Below are 23,868 nucleotides of genomic sequence, written 5' to 3'. Positions count from 1 at the left end.
CTATTATGGAGTTTTTGCCTATGTCCGGTGTCAACAACACCCAGCAGGATGTGGACATCGATCTCGCTCAGCTCTTTCGCGCGGTGTGGCAACGGCGGGTGCGCGTCATTGCCATCACGCTGGTTGGCGCGTGTGCGGCATTTGCGATTGCCAAGGTGATGTCGCCGGAATATCGTAGCGAGGCTCGCATCCTGATCGAACAGCGCGCGCCGGCCTTTGCGGCAACGACATCCGGGAATGACGCCGGCGCCGGCCCATTGCTGGACGAATTGAATATTGCCAGCCAGGTGCAGATATTGCAGTCGGCGGATCTGGTCAAGCAGGTCATCACCAATCTCAAGCTCTACGACCGCCCTGAATTTGCCGCCGGCAACAACGACTCCGCGCTCTCGGATATTCTGATCAAGCTGCATCTTAAGCGGGCGGTCGCCGACAAGGCCCCGGAAGAGCGGATGCTGGACGCCTTCAACAGCCGGCTGCAGGTCTATCAGATCAACAGCTCGCGCGTGATCGGCATCAGCTTCACCTCCCGCAACCCGGATCTGGCCGCCAGCGTGCCGAACGCCATGGCGCAGGTGTATCTGTCCATGCAGAGCGGCGCCAAGCTTGATTCCAACAGCGAGGCGACGCGCTGGCTCGAGCCGGAGATCGCCAAGCTGCGCGATAAGGTCAGCGAGGCTGAAAAGAAGGTCGCGGACTACCGCTCCGCCAACGGCCTTCTCCAGACCAGCCAGAACAACAATTTCGCCACGCAGCAGCTCGCGGATATCTCCACACAGCTGGCGCAGGTTCGTGGTGACAGAGCCAATGCCGAGGCTCGGGCGCAGGCGGTGCGCAGCGCGTTGTCCAGTGGCCGTTCCACCGATACGCTCGCCGATGTCGCGGGGTCGCAGACCATCCAGCGGCTGAAGGCGACCCAGTCGAGCCTGGAGTCGCAGATTTCGGATCTGTCGACGACATTGATGGATGGGCATCCGCGGCTGAAGAGCCTGCGGGCACAGCTCGCCGATATTCGCCAGCAGATCGACCGCGAGACCCAGAGGATTCTGGCAAGCATAGAGAACGAGACCAAGGTCGCGCAGCTGCGCGAGCAGCAGCTCCTGGCGCAATCGAACACCCTGAAGGCCGACAGCGCCCGGGCAGGGGAGGACGAAGTCGGCCTCAATGCGCTGGAGCGTGAAGCCACCGCCGAGCGGCAATTGCTCGAAACCTATCTCGCCCGCTATCGCGAGGCGGCCTCCCGTGTCGACAAGAATTCCAGCCCTGCCGATGCACGTATCGTGTCAACGGCCGTCGAGCCGGTCGATCCGTCTTTCCCGAAAGTTGGCCCGATCGTCGTCGTCGCCACGCTTGCCACCTTCATCCTCACTGCCATTGTCATCATGCTCGCGGAGTTGTTCAGCGGACGCGCACTGCGCCCGGTCGGAACTTCCCGCAAGGAGGACGCCGTACCGGGTGCAGCAGAGCGCGCTCAACCCGTCAGCGAGCCGGCTCCGGTTCGGACTGTTGCCCAGGCCATCAATGTCGAGGCGCCGGCAAGCATGCTCTCGGTTCCGGCAGAGGAGCCTCCTGTCGCGGCCGCTACAATTGTTTCGGAGGCTGCAATTGCGCCTGCCGCCGCAACCGCTACCGAGAATGCCATCGCTGCGGAGCATGAAGCCGAGCATCCTGTTCATGCGGAAGAGGAAGATGAGGATTTCTCCATCCAGTCCGTCGCTGACTATCTGATCGACAGCGGCTCGCGGTTGGCCATCGCCATATCTCCGACCGGTGACAATGGTTCGACGGCAACCGTCATGCTGGCTCGAACCATTGCCGATGCGGGAAGCCGCATCGTGCTGGTCGACATGACCGGCACCGGATGTCCCTCTCGGCTTATGGCCGAGCATGATGAGCTCCCCGGCGTCACCGACCTGCTATGCGGCGAGGCAGCCTTTGCGGATACGATCCATCCGGATCGCCTGTCGGATGCCCATCTCGTGCCGCAGGGCATGAGCGATCTTGCCCGCGCGATGCGCGGTGCCGACCGCCTGTCGCTGATCCTCGATGCGCTCGGTTCGGCCTATGACATCGTGCTTGTCGAATGTGGCGCGGCCGAGGTCTCCGGCGTCGCGCGGTTGACGCGCAGCAAGGACACCGAGATCGTCCTGTCGATGCCGGAGCCGGATGAGACCCAGTTCGTCGCAGCCATGACGGAATTCCAGAAGGCAGGCTATGAGCACATCATCCTGATGTCCGGCTGGCGCGAGGAGCACGATCCGGATACGCGTCGCGACGCAGCTTGATCAATCGCCGTCCCCGCCACCGTCGCCAGTGTCCGCCGTTGCTGTGTCGCCGCCTTGGCGCGCCCGCAGTCGCTGGATGAAGGAATAGAGCTTTCGATTGGACTTGATCGCGGTCTTGGTGCGCGTGATGCCCCGTTGCGTCATTGCCGCCAGATGGCCCAAGCCCGAGATCGGCAAGAACAGATCGTGTTGCACCGTTTCCATCGGGCACCAGGATCGCTTGTAGGTCTGGTTGCCGATGCCGAAATCGAAAAGAGCGACGCCTTCGCGATGCAGTCGTTCGATCATCAGCCAGAACAGCAATTCGCCTGGGCTTGCCTCCGCGACCAGAGCTTCATCGATGGAAGCAAACTGGCAGATGACGTGGTCTCCCTTGCGCGACAGCGCGGCGATTGCCGGAATATGGCCTTGATGCTCGCCCTTCAGCCGCAGGGCATGCATCTGCAGCGTCGCATCGCGACTGCCCGGTTCGCGCCGGTCTAGCATCGCGTAGAGCGCCGCCTTGATCCGGGCGTCCTTGAAGGCGTTGGGCAAACCGGCTTCCTTGAAGCGGATCGCTTTCTGCCGGAAGAAAAGATCGAGAAGGGCGCGCTGCTCCTCGCCGTCCGCGATCACATGCTCATAGCCGCCTTTGGCATCGAGAATTCTGCTTTGATGCTTGAACTTCTTGCGCCGGCGCTTGGCATTCACCTGCTTCAGACTTGTTTCGAAACTGCCGAGAAACGGCATCTGAAAGGCATGGTTCTGGTTTTCGATCGAGGTCAGCGATGCAAGCGGGCTTTCGCGGCCGCGCCATTCGAGCGGGATATTGCGCAGGATAACGACGTCGGCCTTGCCGCGCAGAGCAGCCGCAATCGCGTTTGCCTGAAGGGGCGCTAGCCTTCCGCTTGCCAGGAATCGGGGCGAAAACAGGCCGGTATTGATATTGTTGTGATGGCCTCCGATGAATTCGGCTCGCCTTATTCCGCGGCTGCGGATGATCTCAAGCGGCAGTATGAAGGCGGTTTCGTCTCCGATGGAGCCGCGGACGATGACGAGAGGACGTTCGAAATTCTCCGCCCAGGCGGCACACCAGTCGTAACTCTGGTGCAGCGAGGAGAGATCGTCCTGTTCCAGCGCCCGCCATGCGGCTTCGAGCGGTGCCATTCTGTCGAAGATTTCGACCCTTAGTTGATCGGAGGCGTTACGTGGCAGCCCGATGGGCGCGGTGCGTTCATCCGCAGCTTCGGCGGCGATGCGGGTGATGTCTCGCGTCTGGGTCTGCATCCGATCTCTCCGCTGTGGCGGCATTCGAGCACAGTCTGGCGCGAAACGGCTTATTTTGGCTTAATATGGGACATTCGCGCCGGATAAGGCGGTATCAGGGTTAGTCTTGTGTAAATCGCGCCGCGGAAGCCCTCATTGCGGGCGTGGTCCGGCCATCCACTTGATGATGCCCATCGCCGGCAATACCCAGATGATGCCGCTGAAAAAGAAATACAGGAAATGCACCCAGCCGGGTTGATCTGCAAGCGTTCGCACTGCAACGATCATGGCAACGATCGCATAGATTGCAACCAGCAGCACGAGCAGGATCATGCCAATGAATTTGCGCAGGCGAAGGGGCACGGGGTTTTCTCCTCATTATAACGACATGCCGCGACGGCATGCCGCAAACTCCCGGGACTTGTTTTGCACGGCCCTATCGGGCAAATCAACAGCCTGATCGAAGGGAGAAGCCATGGCTGCCACTAATTTTACGACCGAACAGGCTATTTTGAAGGAAGTGGCTCGTCAGGACCGAAATCGCCGCGCCATCCGCATCTGGCTTGCCTGCGTGCTTCTGGTTCTCTTCGGCCTCGTGCTGGTGGGCGGCGCCACGCGCCTCACCAATTCCGGCCTGTCGATCACGCAATGGCAGCCGATCCACGGCGTCATCCCGCCGTTGAATGCGCAGGAGTGGCAGGACGAGTTCGATCTCTACAAGCGCATTCCGCAATTCCAGATCATGAACAAGGACATGACGGTCGAGGAGTTCAAGGGCATCTTCTGGTGGGAATGGGCGCATCGTCTGCTTGCCCGCACCATCGGCGTCATCTTCGGCGTGCCGCTGCTGTTCTTCGTCCTGACGGGCCGCGTCGAGCGCAAGCTCTGGCTGCCCTTGGCGGGCATTTTCCTGCTGGGAGGTCTCCAGGGCGCGATCGGCTGGTGGATGGTCTCCTCAGGCCTGGAAGCGCGCACGGACGTCAGCCAGTACCGCCTTGCCACCCATCTTGTGACTGCCTGTCTGATCTTTGCCGCCTGCATGTGGTTCATGCGTGCCCTGTCGCCACATTCGAACGAACCGCCGCCGACACGCTATTCGGCGAAACTCGCCGGCTTGATCGCTTTCATGGCGCTGTTCCAGATCTATCTCGGCGCTCTCGTCGCAGGTCTCGACGCCGGTCTCAGCTACAATACCTGGCCGCTGATGGATGGCGCCGTTGTGCCGAGCGATCTTTTCATACAATCGCCGGCCTGGATCAATTTCTTCGAGAATCCGAAGACGGTCCAGTTCGTCCATCGCCTCGGCGCCTACGCGATCTTCATCGTCGTTGCCATCAACATGATCGTCTCGCTGCGCGCGGCCCCGCAGACGACGCATGCGCGCCGTTCCGTCGTGCTGTTCGTGCTCGTGCTGATCCAGGCAATCCTCGGCATTTCGACGCTGCTGCTGCATGTGCCGCTGGACCTCGCTCTGGCGCATCAAGGCGGTGCGCTGGTGGTCTTCGGCTTCGCGATTGCCAATTGGCGCGGCTTCTATGGTGAACTGCCGCGCCAGACGTCGATCGTGGTTAGAGATTGAGGCGCATGGCGCCTCGATCCTTCAGGGCAGTTGCGGGAAAGTACGGAGCGATTTTCCGTCAGGAATGGCGTGACGACAAAAGGTTCTAGCGCGAGGAGGCGACGCTTGCCGCCGACGACACCCGCGAGACGACTTTCAGGCGCTTGATTTCACCGCGTCTGAAGGCAGCCAGGAAGCGGTTGTAATCCTTGAAGACCACGCAGCCATTCGATTCGCCACGACCGCCTCTGAGCATGTACGTGTGCGCCAGCAAGCCATCGCGGCCATAGACGCGGGCACCGTTTGCCGGTGTCAGGCGCAGAGCCTGTACGCCATGGAACAGGCTTTCCCTATAGGTCAGGTTATAGGTTTCAGGCGGCGTCGGGCCGGTGTTCTTCCGGTCGACATAGCGGGGATTATCTCGCATGTGGCCGAGGCCAGAATGAGCCTCAAGGCGCTCGCCGCTCGGCAGATAGACCGTCTTTGCCTCGATATCGTAGATCGCCGTGCCCGCACCGGGGCTGATCGCAGCAAACGGGTTGATGAACGGCTTGGTCTTGCGAACGGAACTATCGTCCGGATCGGCATAGGCCATCAGACGCGACGGCGGCTGGGTCGTGCTGGCATCGTTGCCGGTTGCCTTGGCGATAGCGCTTGTGGCACTCGCGCGCTGCACGACCGTTTCGCGGGCAGGGCGCGCCATCGGAATGACATTCAGAACTGCTTCGGCGACGGCAATGTCCGCGTCCTTGGCAGGCACCGGCCTGGCTTCAATAATGGTGGGCAGGCTTATTTCGGGCGCTAACGAGGCGACTGCCACGGGCTCTTCGGTCGCCTTGACCGGGCCTGCAGCCGGCATAAGAGCGGCCATGTATTTCGCCTGGTTGAACGATTGCACGGCTGTTGCGAAGTTTATGGCGATCACCTTGCGGAGATGATCGACCCGCTCCGGCGGCGCTGCGGCCACTTCGACGCGGCCGCTCTTGATGCTTGCCGCCGCATCCTGCGCCTGCTTCATCTCGGAGGTCTGCTGTGCAAGCGCGTAGGCCAGTTGCAGGCGAACCCCATCCGTGCTGTCGGCTTTCGTTCGAACCTCCGCCTCGGCGGCGCTGCCGAAGCGGCTTTGTCCGTGAAGCGAATTCGTCTGGCTGGCGAAGCGGGCGGGGCGCATCGCCGGATTTTGCGGAACGATGAATGCCGATGCGCGCGGCACCAGGAAGCCGTCCGCCGATGTTCCCGCGCCTGGAAGCGACAGCACCATCGACTGCGTCGTTATCAGGGTCGCAGCGACCCAGGCGAAAGCCGCCACCGCAACCCCGGTTGCCAGGGTGCTGGGACGGATGTTGAAGGATTTTTTTGATCGCGAGGCGTAGCCGGAGCGCGAATTGAAGTTACCGAACGTCCCGGTCGCAAACGCCATGATACTCGTCATCCAAACTACACAGACACTAAGCCGGCTCAAAGACGCACACACGCACTGACGCGAAAGCCGCGCCGGGTCGCCAAGTTGCCGACTGTCTGGAAGCATGCCGAATTATGGTAACCAATTCCTTTACGATGGCTCATTCTTGGATATTCATTGAAAAAAGGGATAGCTTTTAACGCCCCACTCATCCGGTCAGCGAAGCCGTTACAGAGGAAATCCGGCCGACAATTGGTCCCGGAGCCTCACGGTGGATCACTTTTCCGTGTAGCTTCGGCTAATTTAGAGCAGCGGCAAAAATATGGCCGGGAGCAATTGCAGAGTCGAAATCGCATAAAACTCCTTACTGCCATGAAAAAGCCCGGCCTGATCGATCCCATAATGGAATGAACGAGCCGGGCCTATCAGGCTTCAATTTGCGTCAGGCAATTAAGCGCTTAGCATCAAATCCATGTTCTGCACGGCGGCGCCCGAGGCGCCCTTGCCGAGGTTGTCGAGCAACGCAACGAGATTGACTTGTGCAGCGCCCGGCGTGCCGAAGACGAACAGCTTCATCGTGTCCTTGCCGGCAAGCTCCACGGCGTTGACGCGGGGCAGGGTGCGGCTCTCTTCGAGCGAAACGACCTGAACGATATCCTGGCCGGCATAATGGCCGACGAGCGCGGCGTGAATACTCTCCAACGTTGCGCCTTCCGCCAGATCGCCGAGATGCAGCGGCACCTGCACGATCATGCCTTGCGGGAAGCGGCCGACGGACGGCGAGAAGATCGGCGCACGCTCCAGCAGGCCATGCGTCGTCATCTCGGGCACGTGCTTGTGGGTCAGCGGCAGGCCGTAGAGGAAATGCGGCGCGGTGATCGCATCCGGATGATCCGGGTTTTCCATCTGGGCAATCATCTGCTTGCCGCCGCCGGTATAGCCGGACACGGCATTGACGGTGACGGGATAGCCGACCGGGAGGATGCCGGCGGCGCGCAGCGGCCGGATGAGGCCGATCGCACCCGTCGGATAGCAGCCGGGATTGGCAACGAAGCGTGCCGCCTTGATCTTGTTGCTCTGGTTGCCATCCATCTCCGCAAAACCATAGGCCCAGTCCGGATGGACGCGGAAGGCGGTGGAGGTGTCGATGACGCGGACATTGTTGTTGCCCGCCACCATCTTCACCGCTTCCTTCGACGCGTCGTCGGGCAGGCAGAGAATGGAGATATCGGCGCTGTTCAGCATGTCCTCGCGCATGGCGGCATTGCGCCGCTCGGCTTCCGGAATGGACAGCAGCTCGACATCGCGGCGGTCGGCCATGCGCGTGCGGATCTGCAAGCCCGTGGTTCCGTGTTCGCCATCGATGAAGATCTTCGGTGCCATCTTATTCCTGCTCTTTCAATAGGTTGAGGGTGTTTCCGGACTCAGTTTGCCATGTCGTTGATTCATTTTCATAACAGCCGCTTCGGAAGCGACAGGACAGCCTTGGGAAGCTGTCGTGCCTGTCACGAAATCTTGTCTCAGCGGCCGCTCGCACGTCGTTCGGCGTGGAGACCGAGCATATACATCGCCACGGTCGCCCCCGCAATGGCGGTGATGTCGGCGTGGTCATAGGCGGGGGAGACTTCGACGACATCGGCGCCCCGAATATCGAGCTGATGCAGCCTTTGCAGCACCGAGAGGATCTTGGCGCTTGAAGGGCCGCCTGCGACCGGCGTTCCCGTGCCCGGCGCATGGGCCGGATCGAGACAATCGATATCGAAGGTCAGGTAGGTAGGGGCACCCTTGGTATGGGAGATGATCGTCGAGGCGATATCGCCGGCACTCATGTCCTCGACCTGATGGCCATGAATAATGTGGATGCCGAAATCGTCGGGCGCATGTGTGCGGATACCGATCTGGATGGAGCGGTCCGGGTCGATCAGCCCGTCGCGCACAGCGCGGGCGACGAAGGAGCCGTGGTCGATGCGCCGGCCGTCATCGAACCAGGTATCCTGATGAGCGTCGAACTGGACGAGCGCCAGCGGCCCATGCTTGGCGACATGGGCCTTCAAGAGCGGCCAGGTGATGAAGTGATCGCCGCCGAGCGTTAGCATGAAGGCGCCGCTGTCGAGGATCGCCGTCGCCTGGCGTTCGATGGCGTCAGGCGTGTCCTGATGATTGCCGTAGTCGAGCAGGCAGTCGCCATAGTCGATGACGGCCATCTCGGCAAAAAGATCGCGATTGAAGGGATATTGCGGGTCGTTGTCGAAGATTGCCGACGCGCGGCGGATCGCTTGCGGCCCGAAACGCGTCCCAGGGCGGTTGGAGGTCGCAGCGTCGAAGGGGATGCCCCACACGACGGCGTCGACACCCTCAAGCGATTTCGTAAACCGGCGGCGCATGAAGGAAAGCGCGCCGGCAAACGTGGGATCGCTCGCGGCCGAGGTCAGGCTGGTCGCGGTGAAGGCGTGATCAATCGACGTGCTCGGCAAGGGCGTCTCCTTTGTCCACCTGAAAGTCATAGGCCCGTTCTACCCGTCCTATGCGAACCTTGTATTGCTCATACCAGCGTTCGCGCCCGAGTTTTTGGGCCGCCAGATGGGCGACGACGTTCTTCCAGGCGCGAATGCTTTCCTCGTCCCGCCAGAAGGAGTTGGTGACGCCGAAACCGTCAGCGCCTCTTGCGCTTTCAAGCCCGAGACAGCCGTCCTGTGCCAGCGCCATTTCCTCCATGCGCTCGCCCATGGCGCCATAGCCATTGTCGCCGGCCGTGCGAACTGAGGCGAAGGAGACGATGTAGTAGGGCGGCTCGGGAGTGGCCGCAAAGCGGGATGCCTTGTTGGTGCTCATGGCGTGCCTCATAGGATGAAACGAAATTCCGTTATGTGAATCACGGATGGGTTTTGCTCGATGCTTATTTGCCCGATCTGGCGGTGCATTCATATGCCTTTTTCACGCAAGCGATCTGCGGCGTCGAGCAATCAGCCTGCCCATCGGTCACGACACAATAGGAGCAACTGTCGTTGAATTGGCGACAGTCCGGGTTTGCCTGGAGAAAATCCTTCATGCTCTGCATATCCGCGACCTTGTCGGCTGGCGGAACTGGCTGGGCATCGTCACACAGAACGGGTGCGGCGCTGGCGATCAAAAACAGAAGCGAAAAGATGAATCCACGCATTGAACTCTCCCGATGCTTGTATCAGGACTTTGCCACAAAATGCGCCGCTTGCCTTGGCGGATGTGCATCTTTCCCATGCCGCCAAAAGAAAAAGGCCGGGAAAACCCGGCCTTTCCAAAAATCCGATCTCGGATAAGCGATTAACGCTTGGAGAACTGGAACGAACGACGTGCCTTTGCACGGCCGTACTTCTTACGTTCAACAACGCGGCTGTCGCGGGTCAGGAAGCCACCCTTCTTCAGGACCGAGCGCAGGCCCGGTTCGAAGTAGGTGATAGCCTTGGACAGACCGTGACGAACGGCACCGGCCTGGCCGGAAAGACCGCCGCCGGCGACTGTTGCGATGATGTCGAACTGGCCGTCACGGGCAGCTGCGACAATCGGCTGACGCAGGATCATCTGCAGCACCGGACGGGCGAAATAAGCCGTGTAGTCCTTGCCGTTGACGATGATCTTGCCGGAGCCGGCCTTGACCCATACGCGGGCAACGGCGTCCTTGCGCTTGCCGGTCGCGTAGGAGCGGCCGAGCGAATCGACCTTGCGGACGTGAGCCGGAGCAGCAGCTGCTTCCGATACCGTGCCGAGATCCTTCAGGGAAGAGAGATCAGCCATTATCAGGCGCTCCTTACGTTCTTCTTGTTCAGCTTTGCGACGTCGAGGACGACCGGCTGCTGGGCTTCGTGGGGATGGTTGGAGCCGGCGTAGACGCGCAGGTTCTTCATCTGGCGACGGCCGAGCGGACCGCGGGGAACCATGCGCTCGACGGCCTTCTCAACGACGCGCTCCGGGAAGCGGCCTTCGATGATCTGGCGAGCCGTACGCTCCTTGATGCCGCCGGCATAACCGGTGTGCCAGTAGTAAACCTTGTCTTCGTACTTCTTGCCGGTGAAGACGACCTTGTCGGCATTGATGACGATGACGTTGTCGCCGTCGTCGACGTGTGGGGTGAAGGTAGCCTTATGCTTGCCGCGCAGACGCATTGCGATGATAGAAGCGAGACGGCCAACGACAAGCCCTTCGGCGTCGATGAGAACCCACTTCTTCTCCACCTCTGCAGGCTTCTGGGAGAAGGTTGCCATGTTGCATACTCTCTTTTTGGACCCTTGGCCCGAAGGCGTCTGGGCGTTTCTTGTTGCTTGGTTTGGCGTGCTAGATGCATGCCAAAAAGAAAGCAGCCCGGAAAGGCTGCGATCTGCGGCGGCTTATAGAGGGAATGAGCGACATGGTCAATATCGACGCACCGAGCGATCGTAAAAATTATGAAGTAAAATCAATAAGTTGAGCATGTGGTATAATAAAACCACACAATTTGTCATCAACCAAGCCGCAAAACCAACACTCCGGCAGCAATAATGCCGCCGGCAATATAGCGCCAGATGCTGGACCGCTCCTTCAGGACGACGACGGATATCACCAAGGCAAAGAGGATCGAAGTTTCGCGCAAGGCGGCAACCATGGCGACCGGCGCCTTGGTCATCGCCCACAATGCCAGTCCGTAGGACGCGATCGAGCCGCCGCCGCCGATGAGCCCGCGCCACCAGTTATAACGGACATGGGCGGCGACGGCATTGACGCCGCGCTGTGAGATCGCCCAGGCGAACAGAAGGACAGGGGGCAGCAGCGCCATCCATAGCGTATAGGAAATGGAATTGCCCGAAATCCGCGCACCGATGCCGTCGACATAGGTGTAGGTCGCGATGACGACGGCATTGGTAAGGGCGAGAACGATTGCCCGGCGGCTGCCCTTTCGCGCCTCGAAGGCGAGCGTCAATATGCCCGCGCAGATGGTCATGGTGCCGATCAGTGCGCCGCCCGACAATGTTTCCTTCAGGACAAAGCTGCTCGTGGAGACGATTATGAGCGGTGCGACGCCGCGCATCAGCGGATAGACAAGCCCGATATCCCCGGCGCGATAGGCGCCGGCAACAAGCTGGAAATAGGCGAACTGCAGGATGGCCGAAGCGCCGATGAACGGCCAGGCCCCGGAGGCCGGCAGTGGCAGGAACGGCAGCAAAGGCAGTGCCGCGACCGCGCCGCCAGCCGAAACGAGTGCCGCATCGAGCGACTTATCGGTCCCGGCCTTGATGATCGCGTTCCACGTCGCATGCAACAGGGCGCCGAAAAGAACGAGCGCGATAACGTCAAGGGACACGGAAGACCTCGGAAAATGGCAGACGGGACGGCAATGCTTGGTATTTTGTGGGAGTGAGGCCCCATATGATCCGCAATACATCGAAAAGCAACGAAATATCGGCCATTATGAAGGCTTGTTGGGCTTGAGAGTGGCAGCCGCGGGTGTCTGGTCAAATGTTCTTGCTACGTTCCAGGGCGTCCTTTCTGACATTATAAATAACTAATTTATCGGAGTATGAAGCGCGAACAAATATCGCATGTCCTGTGAACGCGGGAGTAGCATTAGACACTTCTTACATAAAAACGACAGAAGGCGATGGCGCCAGCGTCGCCATATGTTGCCACTAGCAGCCCGATATCTGAGAAACCCGATGAAAACCCTCGCGACGATCTCTCTTGCGCAGGTGAATGTGATGGATAATTCTTCAGGCGGTGAAAATTATTACAGTTAACGCCGGTCGTGGTGGATAAAAAACGTATTAAAAATTACCTATATCTTAAGTATAGAATCAGAAGGCCGAAAAATCGTGGGGTATATCATTGCGGGAATACAAAAATTATTCTGTGGGAAAATTATGAAATAGCATATGTTTCGTGTTCACAATCGGTTCTCGTTTGAATTCATTGTGCATGCGATCTTTCTAATTTATATGTGAATAAATAGCGAACAAAGATTGCATTTCACGAGAACGCAACTCCGGAGCATCGGAGAAATCTTTGAAAGCGCTTTGAAGACCGGCTGAAGGACAGGCACGCAATGATGCGTTCACGGCCGCTTTGCCGAAAGCGAACCGTAGCTGGGACAATCAATGGTCGCATCGGACTAGTGAGTCGTCCACCACATCCAGCCGTAGCGCATTGTGCTCAGCGTCGGAAAATCAAATCATCGTCATCGAGGTCGGTCGTCGGCCGGCATATGTAGACCGGGCAGGAGGCGCGGTCTTTTGTGGGAAGATAGTCCTGCGAGGCGTAGTAGCCGAGATCGCATGCGCCGCTGTCCGCGACATAGCGGTCATAGAGCGTCATGTTCGGCGTTCTTCTGGCCGGGTAGCGCATGATGACGGCGCGCTCGCGGTTGATGACGGCCCTGGCCTCGGCGCAGGTCATGGACATTGAATTATATCGCGAAATGGCCAGCGCCGGCGTCGCCGCCGATGTGATGAGCAGGCCGAGCAGGATGAATTTTTTCATCTGAGTAATCCTCCCTGAAGTTGTTATAATACGGTATATACGTGGAGGCCGCGGTCGCGGTTTCCATAGTTGTGACAAATGCAGGTGTGATCGAGGTGGGAGGCTTCGTGATGAACCACGATAGTTATGACGATTCATATATAGCCGATATCCTCTTGTCCGTAAGGACCATTGCGCTCGTCGGCGCTTCGCCCAATCCTGCGCGCCCGAGCAACGGTGTGATGGCCTATCTCCTGAACAGGGGCTATCGCGTGATCCCCATCAATCCCGGACAAGCCGGCAAGGAAATTCTGGGGCAATGGGTCTATGCGCGCCTGGCGGATATTCCCGAGCCCGTCGATATGGTCGACGTTTTCCGGGCGCCGGAATATCTCCGGTCGGTCGTGGAGGAGACGATCATGATCGAGCCTCGGCCGCCGGTCATATGGGGCCAGCTCGGTGTGCGCGACGATGCCGCCGCCGCAAGAGCCGAAGCCGCGGGCGTGAGGGTCATCATGGACCGCTGCCCGGCGATCGAATATCCGCGTCTGGTCGCCTGATCCGAGATCGAGCGCGACGACGCGGTCCGGCCGTTTATCGCGCGATCTCACTGAAAGATGGCAAGTTTTTTCCGTGAGCCGGGACGCACGGCAAAGTTCGCGGTTAACTTTCACATGTCAGGCGCTATGATTTTCCCGACACGAACAAATTCTGGCGGGAGGAAGAATCATGCCAACGAACAATCCTGGATTCGACACGCTTGCGATCCATGCGGGCGCGCAGCCGGACCCCACGACAGGTGCTCGCGCAACGCCGATCTATCAGACCACATCCTTCGTCTTTCAGGATGCCGATCACGCCGCGGCTCTCTTCGGATTGCAGCAGTTCGGCAATATCTACACCCGTATCATGAACCCGACGCAGGCCGTGCTCGAAGAGCGCGTGGCCGCCCTTGAAGGCGGAACCGCGGCTCTGGCGGTCGCTTCCGGTCATGCCGCGCAGTTGCTTGTCTTCCATACGATCATGCAGCCGGGCGACAATTTCGTCGCCGCCAAGCGGCTCTACGGCGGCTCGGTCAACCAGTTCGGGCAATCCTTCAAGAATTTCGACTGGCGGGTTCGCTGGGCCGACCCCGCCGATCCCTCCACCTTCGAGGCGCAGATCGACGGCCGCACCCGCGGCATCTTCATCGAAAGCCTTGCCAATCCCGGCGGCACCTTCGTCGATATCGCCGCGATCGCCGCAGTAGCGCATAAGCATGGCCTGCCGCTGATCGTCGACAACACCATGGCAAGTCCATATCTCATCCGGCCGCTGGAACATGGCGCCGACATCGTCGTGCACTCGCTGACGAAGTTCCTCGGCGGCCATGGCAACTCCATGGGCGGGATCATCGTCGACGGCGGCACCTTCGACTGGTCCGCCTCGGGCAATTACCCGATGTTGTCTTCGCCGCGCCCGGAATATAACGGGATCGTGCTGCATTCGACCTTCGGCAATTTCGCCTTCGCCATTGCCTGCCGTGTTCTCGGTCTGCGCGATCTCGGCCCAGCCATCTCGCCGTTCAATGCCTTCCTGATCCTGACGGGCATCGAAACGCTGCCGCTGCGCATGCAGCGCCACTCCGACAATGCGCTGGCCGTCGCTCGCTGGCTGAAAGGGCAGGAGAAAGTGGCATGGGTGAACTATGCCGGCTTGGAGGAAGATCCGAACCACGCCCTGCAGCAGCGCTACTCACCGAAGGGCGCGGGCTCCGTCTTCACCTTTGGCCTGAAGGGCGGCTATGAGGCCGGCAAGGGGCTGGTCGAAGGCCTGCAGCTCTTCTCGCATCTCGCCAATATCGGCGACACGCGCTCGCTCGTCATCCACCCCGCCTCGACGACGCACAAGCAGCTCAGCGATGAGCAAAAGGTTGCCGCCGGTGCCGGCCCGGATGTGGTGCGGCTGTCGATCGGCATCGAAGACGTCAAGGATATCATCGCCGATCTCGAGCAATCGCTGGCAAAAGTCTGAGGATGGCGTCGGCCAAAGGCCGAAAAAGCCCGATGGCCATCTTTGAGGGCCGCAAGTTTCGTGTTTCTGTCGGTCCGCGAGCGCTCTGAAGACGCTTGCGGACTTCGTGCTTTGCGGCCGAGACTTGATCAAGGGGAGACCGGCGTGACGACCTATGTGCGACTGGATATGGACGGCGTCGAGCCAGAAATGGGTGCGCCCGCGCCGGACCGGCTCGTTTCGGGAGCTCCGATCTTCCGCAGCTGGAACATCGACGAGGCCGAAGGGGGGCTTTACGCCGGCATCTGGGAGGCGACTCCGGGAACATGGAAAATCGCCTATGACGAGTGGGAATATTTCAACATTCTCTCCGGATATTCCATTGTGACAGCCGATGATGGCGAGACCTTTCATCTACGCGCAGGCGACCGGATGATCTTGAAGCCGGGCTTCAAGGGGACCTGGGAAGTCGTTGAAACGACTCGCAAGGACTATGTCATCCATCTTTGAGTATGATGTTGATTCAAAACATGAAGATCGCTGCCCCCTGTGGACGGACGCAAGCCTTTCCATGCGGCTCCGCAAGGGTCATAGTGCTTGCTGCAAGTTGTGTCACCGCCGCTTCATTAAACTGTCATCAAACTGAAACAATGCGGCATTAGAGCCATCATTGTCGCCAGGAGATTGAGGTCGGGAGGTTCGTTTACCATGGGTATCTCGCGCCAATCTCCTGCTCGCCATCCTTTCATTCACTCGAGGAAGTGAGTCCAATCATGTTGAATCAGAAATTTCGTTCGCTTTGCCTGACTGCAGGCTTCATTGCAGCTATGTCCGTTTCGGCCTCCGCTGCCGACATCACGGGCGCCGGCTCGAGCTTCATCGCACCGGTTCTGTCCAAGTGGGCCGAAGGCTACAAGGCTGCGACGAACAATGTCGTCAACTATCAGTCGGTCGGTTCGGGCGCCGGCATCAAGCAGCTCCTCGACAAGACGATCGTATTCGGCGCTTCTGACAAGCCGATGAGCGACGCTGACCTCGAGAAGAACGGCATTGCCCAGTTCCCGATGATCTCGGGCGGCATCGTCGTTTCCTACAACGTTGAAGGCGTAAAGCCGGGCGAACTCGTCCTCGACGGCAAGACCCTGTCGGACATCTTCCTCGGCAAGATCACCAAGTGGGACGATGCAGCCATCAAGGCTCTCAACCCGGAAGTAAAGCTGCCCTCCACGGCGATCTCCGTCGTTTACCGCGCCGACAGCTCGGGCACGACCTTCAACTTCACCGACTACCTGGCGAAGGTTTCGCCGGAGTGGAAGGAAAAGGTTGGTTCGAACACGGCAGTTGAATGGCCGGTCGGCTTCGGCGCCAAGGGTTCCGAAGGCGTTTCCACGACCGTCAACCAGACGGCTGGCTCGATCTCCTACGTTGAATACTCTTACGTTGTCGCCAACCACATCGGTTTCGCGAAGATGAAGAACGCTGCCGGCAAGGTTATCGAGCCGAGCCTCGAAACGTTCAAGGCTGCCGCTTCCAACGCTGATTGGGCTCACGCAAAGAACTTCAACCTGATCATCACCAATCAGCCGGGCGAAAAGAGCTGGCCGATTGCAGCTTCGACCTGGGTTCTGCTTTACAAGAAGCCGGCTGATGCTGCTAAGAATGAAGAAGCGCTGAAGTTCTTCAAGTGGTCCTATGAAAAGGGTCAGAAGGACGCAACCGAGCTGTCCTACCTGCCGATCCCGGACAGCGTTGCAAAGGTTGTCGAAGAGTCCTGGAAGAAGGACTTCGGCACGAAGTAATTTGTGCTGACTGAAAAGTTGCGGCGGACAGGGTTTAGCCCTGTCCGCCTTTCATGATAGGACAAGGGGAAATCGATGGCTGATGCGACTCAGACGGCTGGCTTCCAGGCACTGGATACCTCCGCGGCTACCAGAAAATTCCGGATGCAAGATCGGATTTTCTATCTCATGACGCTTGGCTCGGCTGCTCTTGTCGTGCTTCTGCTGCTGGCAATTCTTGTCGTTCTTGTCATCGACGCCCTGCCGACCTTCCAGGCTTTCGGCCTTTCGTTCCTCTGGGGAACGAAGTGGAGCGCTCCCGCCGATATCTATGGCGCTGTGCCTGCCGTGGTCGGTACGCTGGTGAGCGCACTCATCGCCATGCTGATTGCCGTGCCACTTGGCATCGGCATCGCCATCTTCCTCACGGAATTGTGTCCCGGCAGTCTGCGCCGTCCAATCAGCACGGCCATCGAGCTTCTGGCCGGCGTTCCCTCCATCATCTATGGTATCGTCGGTCTGTTCATTCTCGTGCCGCTGATGCAGAACTATATCCTGCCCTTCCTTATCATGACGATTGGCGAGGTACCGGTGATCGGCCTGCTGTTCCAGCCGCCTGCGCCCGGCGTCGGTCTGCTGACCGCAAGCCTCGTGCTGGCCGTCATGATCCTGCCGTTCATCACCGCAATCTCCCGCGACGTATTCAGCACGGTGCCGCCGATGCTGCGCGAATCCGCCTACGGCATGGGCATGACCACATGGGAAGTGGCTCGCCACATTCTGATCCCCTATACGCGCCGCGGCCTCGTCGGCGGCATCATGCTCGGTCTCGGCCGCGCGCTTGGCGAAACCATGGCCGTCACCTTCGTCGTCGGTTCCGTGAGCCGCCTGCAGTCGTCGATCATCTCGCCGTCCACCACCATTTCCGCTCAGATCGCGAACAACTTCGGCGATGCCGACGGTCTGCAACTGTCGAGCCTGATCGCGCTTGGTCTGCTTCTGTTCGTCCTTTCCTTCTGCGTGCTTGCGCTGGCGAGGTGGATGATCGGACGCGGCGACTCGCACTGAGGAAAAAAACCATGGAAAATGCAATTCGTCAGAATCTCGTGTCGAGGCGTTATACAAAGAACAAGGTGATGATGGCCTTGTCCTTCCTCGCGGCCATCCTCGGTATATTCTTCCTCAGCGTGATCCTTGTCAGCCTGGTTTTTCGCGGTGTGTCGGCGCTTAGCCTCGACGTGTTCACCATGTCGATCCCGGCCCAGGGCTCGCGTGGTGGCCTGATCAACGCGATCTACGGCACCGTGCTGGTCACCGGCTGCGCCATCCTGATCGCCGCTCCGATCGGCATTCTCGCCGGCACCTATCTGGTGGAATATGCCAACGGCACCAAGCTTGCCGAAGTGGCCAAGTTCATCAACGACATCCTGCTCTCGGCACCCTCGATCATCATCGGCGTGTTCGTCTACGGCGCCGTGGTCGTGCCCATGCGCGGCAATTCGGCCATCGCCGGCATCCTTGCGCTGGCGCTGATCGCCCTCCCGGTCGTCAACCGCACGACACAGGATATGCTGTTGCTGGTGCCGAATGCGCTTCGTGAGGCGACCGCCGCACTCGGCGCGCCGCGCTGGAAGTCGATGACGCTGGTGATCTACCGTTCCGCCTGGACGGGCATCCTCACCGGCATCCTGCTCGCCGTCGCCCGCATCAGCGGCGAAACCGCGCCGCTCCTCTTCACCGCCGGCTACAGCAAATTCATGAATGCGGGCCTGACCGGTCCAATCGCCACGCTGCCGGTTGCCATCAACACGCTTGCAGCCGATCCTGGCGAGGATCTGAAGCAACTGGCCTGGGCCGGCGCGCTGATTATCACCGTTGCCATCCTTGCCCTCAACATCCTTGCCCGTCTCTTGAGTGGGCGCCGCCAATGACGCAGACGCCGAACGATAGGAATGAGACCATGAACATGAGCGACAGCAATTTCCAGAGCGTCAACGCACAGTCCGGGAAGGATGCTTCCCTGTCGGATCTCGGCGCGCTCGCGAAGCTTGAGGTCAAGAACCTCGATTTCACCTATCAGAACGGCCATCGCGTTCTGAAGAGCGTGAACATGAACATCCGCAAGAATGCGGTGACGGCCTTCATCGGCCCTTCGGGTTGCGGCAAGTCCACGCTGCTGCGCACCTTCAACCGCATGTATGATCTTTATCCGGGCCAGACGGTTGCCGGCGAGATCCTGCTTGACGGCCGCAATATCCTCACCAAGGACGTCGACCTGAACGATCTGCGCGCTAAGGTCGGCATGGTGTTCCAGAAGCCGACGCCGTTCCCGATGTCGATCTATGAAAACGTCGCTTTCGGCATCCGGCTCTATGAAAAGATTTCCAAGGCGGAAATGGACGTCCGCGTCGAAGCGGCGCTGACGGAAACCGCCTTGTGGAGCGAAGTGAAGGAAAAGCTGCACCAGAGCGGCCTTGGCCTTTCCGGCGGCCAGCAGCAGCGCCTCTGTATCGCCCGCGCCATTGCCATTCGTCCTGAAGTTCTCCTCCTCGACGAGCCGACCTCGGCTCTCGATCCGATCTCGACCGCCAAGGTCGAGGAGTTGGTATCGCAGCTGAAGGGCGATTTCACGATCGTCATCGTCACGCACAACATGCAGCAGGCAAGCCGTATCTCCGACAGCACCGCCTTCATGTATCTCGGCGAACTGATCGAATATGGCCAGACCGAGCAGATCTTCCAGGCACCGAAGGTCAAGCGCACGGAAGACTACATCACCGGTCGCTACGGCTGATATCGGCCGGAGATCGGCTACAATTTGCGATGGCGCGCCGTTCAAGCGCGCTTTCTGCATTTACGGATATCGCTTTTTGCCGAGTGGATAGCCCGGTCTCATCGCCTGAAGAGCCTACGGACTGGGCTTTCCGTAGAGGCCCTGGTCACATTCTCGCGAGCGTGCCCATGCGCCGCAGGGCGTGGATCTGGTCGTCGAGCGTCGGCACCAGCTCGCCTTCGTCGGCAACAGGCGTAGGGTCGACGTCCTTTGCGGTCTCCATTTCATTGAAGACGATGGTACAGTTGCGGCCAGCGCGTTTGGCAGCGTAGAGCGCGCGGTCTGCGAAGGAGACCAGCCGGTCCCAGCTGACCGCATCGCGGGGCATGATCGCAACGCCGATGCTGACCGTTGCCGGCACCAGCGAGCGACCGGCAAGCAGCGGTACGCGACAGAAATCGGCACGGATGGTTTCCGCCAGCGCTTCGGCCTGCGACTGTTCGTTGATAGGAACGAAGGCGACGAATTCCTCTCCGCCCATGCGGCCGAAGGCGCCGCTGCGCGGCACGAACTGACGGGCGATGCGGGCGAACTCGACCAGCACCGTATCGCCGGCCTGGTGGCCGTAGTGATCGTTGATCTTCTTGAAGTGGTCGAGGTCGAACAGCAGCGCGGCGAGCTTCTGCGGTTTCTGCGGCCCTTCGCCGACGAGGATCTCGTAGCTTTCCTGAAGTCCCCGCCGGTTCAAGACGCCTGTCAGCGTGTCGGTGATGGAAATCGCGCGCCAACGGCGTTCGGCGCGTTCCATGAGGAGCTTGCCGTTGAGAACGATGGCAACGATCACGAGCAGCGCGTAGCCGAGCGCCATGTAGCCGCGATAGATCATGGCCTGTTCCAGCCGCGGGGCCATGAATGCCATCCAGAGGGCCGAACCGAAGCAGAAACAGGCGAGTGCCACGAAGATGATGCCGAGCTGCGCGCGCGCCGGCTCGCGCCGGCCGTCGCCCGGCTGCACGGCGAAGGCGAGCAGGGTTGCGCCGACCGCGCCGGCAAGGTCATAGACGATGACGCGATGGACGAAATTGCCAGTCACCCAGGGCAGGCTGACGCCGATCAGCCAGATGGCGGGTGGCAGGAATGCGGACCATTCCAGCCTGCGCTTGTCCATGAACCGGAATCCGATGATCCAGGCGCTCTCGCCGAGCAGCGCGACGGCATTGCCGATCTGGATCGACCAGATGTCGGGAAGGATGCCGCGCGCCGCGACCAGAGCGAAGCCGACGGCGCTGACCGCGAAGCCGAGAGCCCATATCAGATAGAAGGGCGATTTGCGGTCATGCCGCCAGGCGAGGAGGAGAACGGTCGCCAAGGTGACGGCTTCCGAGCACCAGATGGTCAGGCCTGTGGTCATATTCAGCACGATCGGCACTTCTCCGCTGTTTTCCAGTCGCCGATGCAGACAGCGCTGCGATTTCCGCGATTGGCTCATCCTTGCCCAATAAGATGGTAAGTTCCTTAAATGAGTTGGTAAATTTTGCTTGTGCCAGAGATGTCAGCCGGGTCGAAGCAAGCCTTCACGCTTCCTTCACCTTGAGCCCGGGAAATGCGGTGGGTAGCGAACGGCGCGTCGTTGTGGCGTCTTGGCATCGGACGAGCGGTGTTTAGAAATGCTTTGTCAACGCTTCGTGGGGCATTAGTGCTTTTTGACGTTATGCTTTCGGGCGTCTTGAAGTGCAGGGCAGGGACACTCTATGTAGGAGTAAAGGATTTTTACTCCGATTCCCGGCGTTTCCGTCGCCGGGACAAGTTTGATAAAGGACGCACATGAGAAATCCAGTCGATACAGCTATGGCTCTGGTGCCGATGGTTGTCGAGCAGACCAACCGCGGGGAGCGGTCTTATGACATCTATTCCCGCCTGCTGAAGGAACGCATCATCTTCCTGACCGGGCCGGTTGAAGACCATATGGCGACCTTGGTGTGCGCCCAGCTTCTCTTCCTCGAGGCCGAAAACCCGAAGAAGGAAATCGCGCTCTACATCAATTCGCCGGGCGGCGTGGTTACCGCCGGCATGGCGATCTACGATACCATGCAGTTCATCAAGCCGGCCGTTTCGACGCTCTGCATCGGTCAGGCCGCGTCCATGGGCTCGCTGCTTCTGGCCGCCGGCGACAAGGACATGCGTTTCGCCACCCCGAATTCCCGCATCATGGTTCACCAGCCTTCGGGCGGCTTCCAGGGCCAGGCTTCGGACATCGAACGCCACGCGCGCGACATCATCAAGATGAAGCGTCGCTTGAATGAAGTTTACGTCAAGCATTGCGGCCGGACCTACGAAGAGGTCGAGCAGACGCTCGATCGCGACCATTTCATGTCCTCGGATGAGGCCAAGGAATGGGGCCTGATCGACAAGGTGCTGACGTCGCGTACCGAAATAGAGGGTGAAAGCGCCTCGTGATTTATCCACGAGGCGGTGACTTCTACGCCACAGTTCTATCCCATTTGTGATTGAATAGGGGTTTAATGTGGAACGGAACGCGGTAATAGTAAGCATTAATGCTATGTAGCGTTTTTATGACATAGCATTCGGCATTCGAAGGGGGATTCGTTGCCACGCAGTTCCGGTTGGTTGCCTGGCCTGCGTTCAGTACCCTGAAGGGCGCCGCGATCTGCAAACGAGGGGCAGGTCCGGCGGGCGCATAGAGTGGACCGCGATTTCAGATTGGAAATTTGCGGCGTGCTGGAAGGAAAATGATATGAGCAAAGTCAGCGGCAGCAACGGCGGCGACTCAAAGAACACGCTTTATTGCTCGTTCTGCGGTAAGAGCCAGCATGAAGTCCGGAAGTTGATTGCCGGACCGACCGTATTCATCTGCGACGAGTGCGTCGAGCTATGCATGGACATCATCCGCGAGGAAAACAAATCCTCGATGGTGAAGTCTCGTGACGGTGTTCCGACCCCGCAGGACATCATCAAGGTTCTTGACGAATACGTCATCGGCCAGCGGCAGGCGAAGAAGATCCTCTCCGTTGCCGTGCACAATCATTACAAGCGTCTCGCTCACGCATCGAAAAACGGTGACGTCGAGCTGGCGAAGTCGAACATCATGCTCGTCGGCCCGACCGGCTGCGGCAAGACCTATCTTGCCCAGACGCTCGCCCGCATCATCGACGTTCCCTTCACCATGGCCGATGCAACGACGCTGACCGAAGCCGGCTACGTCGGCGAAGACGTCGAAAACATCATCCTCAAGTTGCTGCAGGCAGCCGACTACAACGTCGAACGCGCGCAGCGCGGCATCGTCTACATCGACGAAGTCGACAAGATTTCCCGCAAGTCGGACAATCCGTCGATCACGCGCGACGTCTCGGGCGAGGGCGTGCAGCAGGCGCTTCTGAAGATCATGGAAGGCACTGTGGCTTCGGTTCCCCCGCAGGGCGGCCGCAAGCATCCGCAGCAGGAATTCCTGCAGGTGGACACGACCAACATCCTCTTCATCTGCGGCGGCGCTTTCGCAGGCCTCGACAAGATCATCTCCGCCCGCGGCGAGAAGACCTCGATCGGCTTCGGTGCGACCGTCAAGGCGCCGGATGACCGTCGCGTCGGCGAAGTGCTGCGCGAGCTGGAGCCGGAAGATCTGGTGAAGTTCGGCCTCATCCCGGAATTCATCGGCCGTCTGCCCGTTCTGGCCACGCTGGAGGACCTGGACGAGGATGCGCTGATCCAGATCCTGTCCGAGCCGAAGAACGCGCTCGTCAAGCAGTATCAGCGCCTGTTCGAGATGGAAGACGTGGAACTGACCTTCCACGAGGATGCGCTGCGCGAAATCGCCCGCAAGGCGATCGTCCGCAAGACGGGTGCCCGCGGTCTGCGCTCCATCATGGAAAAGATCCTGCTCGACACGATGTTCGAGCTGCCGGCGCTGGAAGGCGTCCGTGAAGTGGTCATTTCCGAGGAAGTGGTTCGCGGTTCGGCCCGCCCGCTCTACATCTATGCCGACCGGCAGGAAGAAAAGGCCAACGCAACGGCCTGATCCACTATTCGTGGTCATGAATCGGGGCTCGCCATCGGCGGGCCCCTTTCTGTTTGAAAAATCGTACAGTTTGCTGATAAAGTCTTGGATAAGCTTATCGGAACGCCGTCGGAGCCGGTTGTGAATGACGGTCGCGGCAGCCATGATGGCATGATTCTGGAGCACTAGGCGGACAGGGCGCAGCCCCGGCGTTTTTCTTCGGATTTGAGCGTTGCCCGCGGTGTTCGAGTTGCCGGGCTTTGGTGTTTTGTTGTTGCGTTCCTCCTCGCGAATACGCAAGGATCGCCGCCTCGTGGCAGGCGCTTCCTGTGACTTGAAATAGGCAGTGTGAAGCTCCACT

23 protein-coding genes are annotated in these 23,868 nt (G+C 59.7%); 11 read left to right on the top strand and 12 right to left on the bottom strand.

Annotation, left to right across the window (positions count from 1 at the left end):
* The first annotated feature begins 20 nt into the window (after positions 1-20).
* Positions 21-2,285: a Wzz/FepE/Etk N-terminal domain-containing protein gene (locus BJ928_RS00675; RefSeq protein ID WP_047627099.1), complete on the top strand. Its 2,265-nt coding sequence runs from the start codon at positions 21-23 to the stop codon at positions 2,283-2,285.
* Here BJ928_RS00675 and BJ928_RS00670 read toward each other — a convergent pair whose 3' ends face one another.
* Positions 2,286-3,551, bottom strand: a complete 1,266-nt coding sequence (locus tag BJ928_RS00670; protein ID WP_052227445.1) for a GNAT family N-acetyltransferase — start codon at positions 3,549-3,551, stop codon at positions 2,286-2,288.
* 132 nt (positions 3,552-3,683) lie between these two features.
* Positions 3,684-3,893: a DUF2842 domain-containing protein gene (locus tag BJ928_RS00665; RefSeq protein ID WP_047627098.1), complete on the bottom strand. Its 210-nt coding sequence runs from the start codon at positions 3,891-3,893 to the stop codon at positions 3,684-3,686.
* A gap of 112 nt (positions 3,894-4,005) precedes the next feature.
* Here BJ928_RS00665 and BJ928_RS00660 point away from each other — a divergent pair, with 112 nt between their 5' ends.
* Entirely contained in the window at positions 4,006-5,109 is a 1,104-nt protein-coding gene (locus BJ928_RS00660) for a COX15/CtaA family protein (protein WP_047627097.1), read from the top strand.
* Between the two features lie 85 nt (positions 5,110-5,194).
* Here BJ928_RS00660 and BJ928_RS00655 read toward each other — a convergent pair whose 3' ends face one another.
* The 9 genes from BJ928_RS00655 to BJ928_RS00615 form a co-directional block, all read right to left on the bottom strand.
* Positions 5,195-6,508 (bottom strand): tlde1 domain-containing protein, encoded by a 1,314-nt coding sequence (locus BJ928_RS00655; RefSeq protein ID WP_047627096.1) that lies wholly within the window; start codon positions 6,506-6,508, stop codon positions 5,195-5,197.
* 432 nt (positions 6,509-6,940) lie between these two features.
* Complete coding sequence (gene argC / locus BJ928_RS00650) at positions 6,941-7,873, bottom strand: N-acetyl-gamma-glutamyl-phosphate reductase (protein ID WP_047627095.1); 933 nt, start codon at positions 7,871-7,873, stop codon at positions 6,941-6,943.
* A gap of 137 nt (positions 7,874-8,010) precedes the next feature.
* Positions 8,011-8,964: an agmatinase gene (speB, locus tag BJ928_RS00645; RefSeq protein ID WP_047627094.1), complete on the bottom strand. Its 954-nt coding sequence runs from the start codon at positions 8,962-8,964 to the stop codon at positions 8,011-8,013.
* Positions 8,945-9,322 (bottom strand): antibiotic biosynthesis monooxygenase, encoded by a 378-nt coding sequence (locus BJ928_RS00640; RefSeq protein ID WP_047627093.1) that lies wholly within the window; start codon positions 9,320-9,322, stop codon positions 8,945-8,947. Before BJ928_RS00640 ends, speB begins: the two co-directional genes overlap by 20 nt.
* A 64-nt stretch (positions 9,323-9,386) precedes the next feature.
* On the bottom strand, positions 9,387-9,650 hold the full coding sequence (locus tag BJ928_RS00635) for a hypothetical protein (protein WP_047627092.1): 264 nt from the start codon (positions 9,648-9,650) through the stop codon (positions 9,387-9,389).
* 140 nt (positions 9,651-9,790) lie between these two features.
* Entirely contained in the window at positions 9,791-10,261 is a 471-nt protein-coding gene (gene rpsI / locus BJ928_RS00630) for a 30S ribosomal protein S9 (RefSeq protein ID WP_047627091.1), read from the bottom strand.
* Positions 10,262-10,263: 2 nt separating this feature from the next.
* Positions 10,264-10,728 (bottom strand): 50S ribosomal protein L13, encoded by a 465-nt coding sequence (rplM, locus tag BJ928_RS00625; protein WP_004122374.1) that lies wholly within the window; start codon positions 10,726-10,728, stop codon positions 10,264-10,266.
* Positions 10,729-10,964: 236 nt separating this feature from the next.
* Positions 10,965-11,801: an EamA family transporter gene (locus BJ928_RS00620; protein ID WP_047627090.1), complete on the bottom strand. Its 837-nt coding sequence runs from the start codon at positions 11,799-11,801 to the stop codon at positions 10,965-10,967.
* A gap of 845 nt (positions 11,802-12,646) precedes the next feature.
* Positions 12,647-12,973 carry a hypothetical protein gene (locus tag BJ928_RS00615; RefSeq protein ID WP_047627089.1) on the bottom strand — a complete coding sequence of 109 codons (327 nt, stop codon included), beginning with the start codon at positions 12,971-12,973 and terminating at the stop codon, positions 12,647-12,649.
* 110 nt (positions 12,974-13,083) lie between these two features.
* On the opposite strand from BJ928_RS00615, the gene BJ928_RS00610 reads away from it, so the two are divergent.
* From BJ928_RS00610 to pstB, 7 genes are all read left to right on the top strand, one after another.
* Positions 13,084-13,512 carry a CoA-binding protein gene (locus BJ928_RS00610; RefSeq protein WP_047628699.1) on the top strand — a complete coding sequence of 143 codons (429 nt, stop codon included), beginning with the start codon at positions 13,084-13,086 and terminating at the stop codon, positions 13,510-13,512.
* A 169-nt stretch (positions 13,513-13,681) separates the two neighbouring features.
* Positions 13,682-14,965 (top strand): O-acetylhomoserine aminocarboxypropyltransferase, encoded by a 1,284-nt coding sequence (locus BJ928_RS00605; RefSeq protein WP_047627088.1) that lies wholly within the window; start codon positions 13,682-13,684, stop codon positions 14,963-14,965.
* 144 nt (positions 14,966-15,109) lie between these two features.
* Positions 15,110-15,454: a cupin domain-containing protein gene (locus BJ928_RS00600; RefSeq protein WP_047627087.1), complete on the top strand. Its 345-nt coding sequence runs from the start codon at positions 15,110-15,112 to the stop codon at positions 15,452-15,454.
* Between the two features lie 317 nt (positions 15,455-15,771).
* Positions 15,772-16,743 (top strand): phosphate ABC transporter substrate-binding protein PstS, encoded by a 972-nt coding sequence (gene pstS, locus BJ928_RS00595; protein WP_245432234.1) that lies wholly within the window; start codon positions 15,772-15,774, stop codon positions 16,741-16,743.
* A 75-nt stretch (positions 16,744-16,818) separates the two neighbouring features.
* A complete protein-coding gene (pstC, locus tag BJ928_RS00590; RefSeq protein WP_047627085.1) occupies positions 16,819-17,790 on the top strand; it encodes a phosphate ABC transporter permease subunit PstC in 972 nt (323 codons plus the stop codon).
* Positions 17,791-17,801: 11 nt separating this feature from the next.
* Positions 17,802-18,653, top strand: a complete 852-nt coding sequence (gene pstA, locus BJ928_RS00585) for a phosphate ABC transporter permease PstA (protein WP_047627084.1) — start codon at positions 17,802-17,804, stop codon at positions 18,651-18,653.
* 29 nt (positions 18,654-18,682) lie between these two features.
* Positions 18,683-19,516: a phosphate ABC transporter ATP-binding protein PstB gene (gene pstB / locus BJ928_RS00580; RefSeq protein ID WP_082011769.1), complete on the top strand. Its 834-nt coding sequence runs from the start codon at positions 18,683-18,685 to the stop codon at positions 19,514-19,516.
* 145 nt (positions 19,517-19,661) lie between these two features.
* On the opposite strand, the gene BJ928_RS00575 is transcribed toward pstB, so the two are convergent.
* Positions 19,662-20,915, bottom strand: a complete 1,254-nt coding sequence (locus BJ928_RS00575) for a GGDEF domain-containing protein (protein ID WP_047628697.1) — start codon at positions 20,913-20,915, stop codon at positions 19,662-19,664.
* A gap of 404 nt (positions 20,916-21,319) precedes the next feature.
* On the opposite strand from BJ928_RS00575, the gene clpP reads away from it, so the two are divergent.
* Together clpP and clpX are read left to right on the top strand one after the other, a co-directional pair.
* Complete coding sequence (gene clpP, locus BJ928_RS00570; protein WP_004122396.1) at positions 21,320-21,952, top strand: ATP-dependent Clp endopeptidase proteolytic subunit ClpP; 633 nt, start codon at positions 21,320-21,322, stop codon at positions 21,950-21,952.
* A gap of 298 nt (positions 21,953-22,250) precedes the next feature.
* Positions 22,251-23,528: an ATP-dependent Clp protease ATP-binding subunit ClpX gene (gene clpX, locus BJ928_RS00565; protein ID WP_047627083.1), complete on the top strand. Its 1,278-nt coding sequence runs from the start codon at positions 22,251-22,253 to the stop codon at positions 23,526-23,528.
* The last annotated feature ends 340 nt before the right edge of the window (positions 23,529-23,868 follow it).

It is taken from the genome of Rhizobium sp. WW_1, from assembly GCF_003610155.1.
Taxonomy (GTDB): Bacteria; Pseudomonadota; Alphaproteobacteria; order Rhizobiales; family Rhizobiaceae; genus Rhizobium; species Rhizobium tropici_A.
The sequence above is the reverse complement of the archived record's forward strand: the minus strand, read 5'-3'. Positions and strand labels throughout refer to the sequence as shown.

Coding starts and splice junctions, on each gene's coding strand:
- BJ928_RS00670 (WP_052227445.1), bottom strand. CDS start 3,551: ATGCAGACCCAGACGCGAGACATCACCCGCATCGCCGCCGAAGCTGCG.
- BJ928_RS00660 (WP_047627097.1), top strand. CDS start 4,006: ATGGCTGCCACTAATTTTACGACCGAACAGGCTATTTTGAAGGAAGTG.
- pstC (WP_047627085.1), top strand. CDS start 16,819: ATGGCTGATGCGACTCAGACGGCTGGCTTCCAGGCACTGGATACCTCC.
- pstB (WP_082011769.1), top strand. CDS start 18,683: ATGAACATGAGCGACAGCAATTTCCAGAGCGTCAACGCACAGTCCGGG.
- BJ928_RS00635 (WP_047627092.1), bottom strand. CDS start 9,650: ATGCGTGGATTCATCTTTTCGCTTCTGTTTTTGATCGCCAGCGCCGCA.
- pstA (WP_047627084.1), top strand. CDS start 17,802: ATGGAAAATGCAATTCGTCAGAATCTCGTGTCGAGGCGTTATACAAAG.
- argC (WP_047627095.1), bottom strand. CDS start 7,873: ATGGCACCGAAGATCTTCATCGATGGCGAACACGGAACCACGGGCTTG.
- BJ928_RS00615 (WP_047627089.1), bottom strand. CDS start 12,973: ATGAAAAAATTCATCCTGCTCGGCCTGCTCATCACATCGGCGGCGACG.
- BJ928_RS00610 (WP_047628699.1), top strand. CDS start 13,084: ATGAACCACGATAGTTATGACGATTCATATATAGCCGATATCCTCTTG.
- clpX (WP_047627083.1), top strand. CDS start 22,251: ATGAGCAAAGTCAGCGGCAGCAACGGCGGCGACTCAAAGAACACGCTT.
- BJ928_RS00655 (WP_047627096.1), bottom strand. CDS start 6,508: ATGGCGTTTGCGACCGGGACGTTCGGTAACTTCAATTCGCGCTCCGGC.
- clpP (WP_004122396.1), top strand. CDS start 21,320: ATGAGAAATCCAGTCGATACAGCTATGGCTCTGGTGCCGATGGTTGTC.
- BJ928_RS00605 (WP_047627088.1), top strand. CDS start 13,682: ATGCCAACGAACAATCCTGGATTCGACACGCTTGCGATCCATGCGGGC.
- BJ928_RS00675 (WP_047627099.1), top strand. CDS start 21: ATGTCCGGTGTCAACAACACCCAGCAGGATGTGGACATCGATCTCGCT.
- rplM (WP_004122374.1), bottom strand. CDS start 10,728: ATGGCAACCTTCTCCCAGAAGCCTGCAGAGGTGGAGAAGAAGTGGGTT.
- pstS (WP_245432234.1), top strand. CDS start 15,772: ATGTCCGTTTCGGCCTCCGCTGCCGACATCACGGGCGCCGGCTCGAGC.
- BJ928_RS00640 (WP_047627093.1), bottom strand. CDS start 9,322: ATGAGCACCAACAAGGCATCCCGCTTTGCGGCCACTCCCGAGCCGCCC.
- rpsI (WP_047627091.1), bottom strand. CDS start 10,261: ATGGCTGATCTCTCTTCCCTGAAGGATCTCGGCACGGTATCGGAAGCA.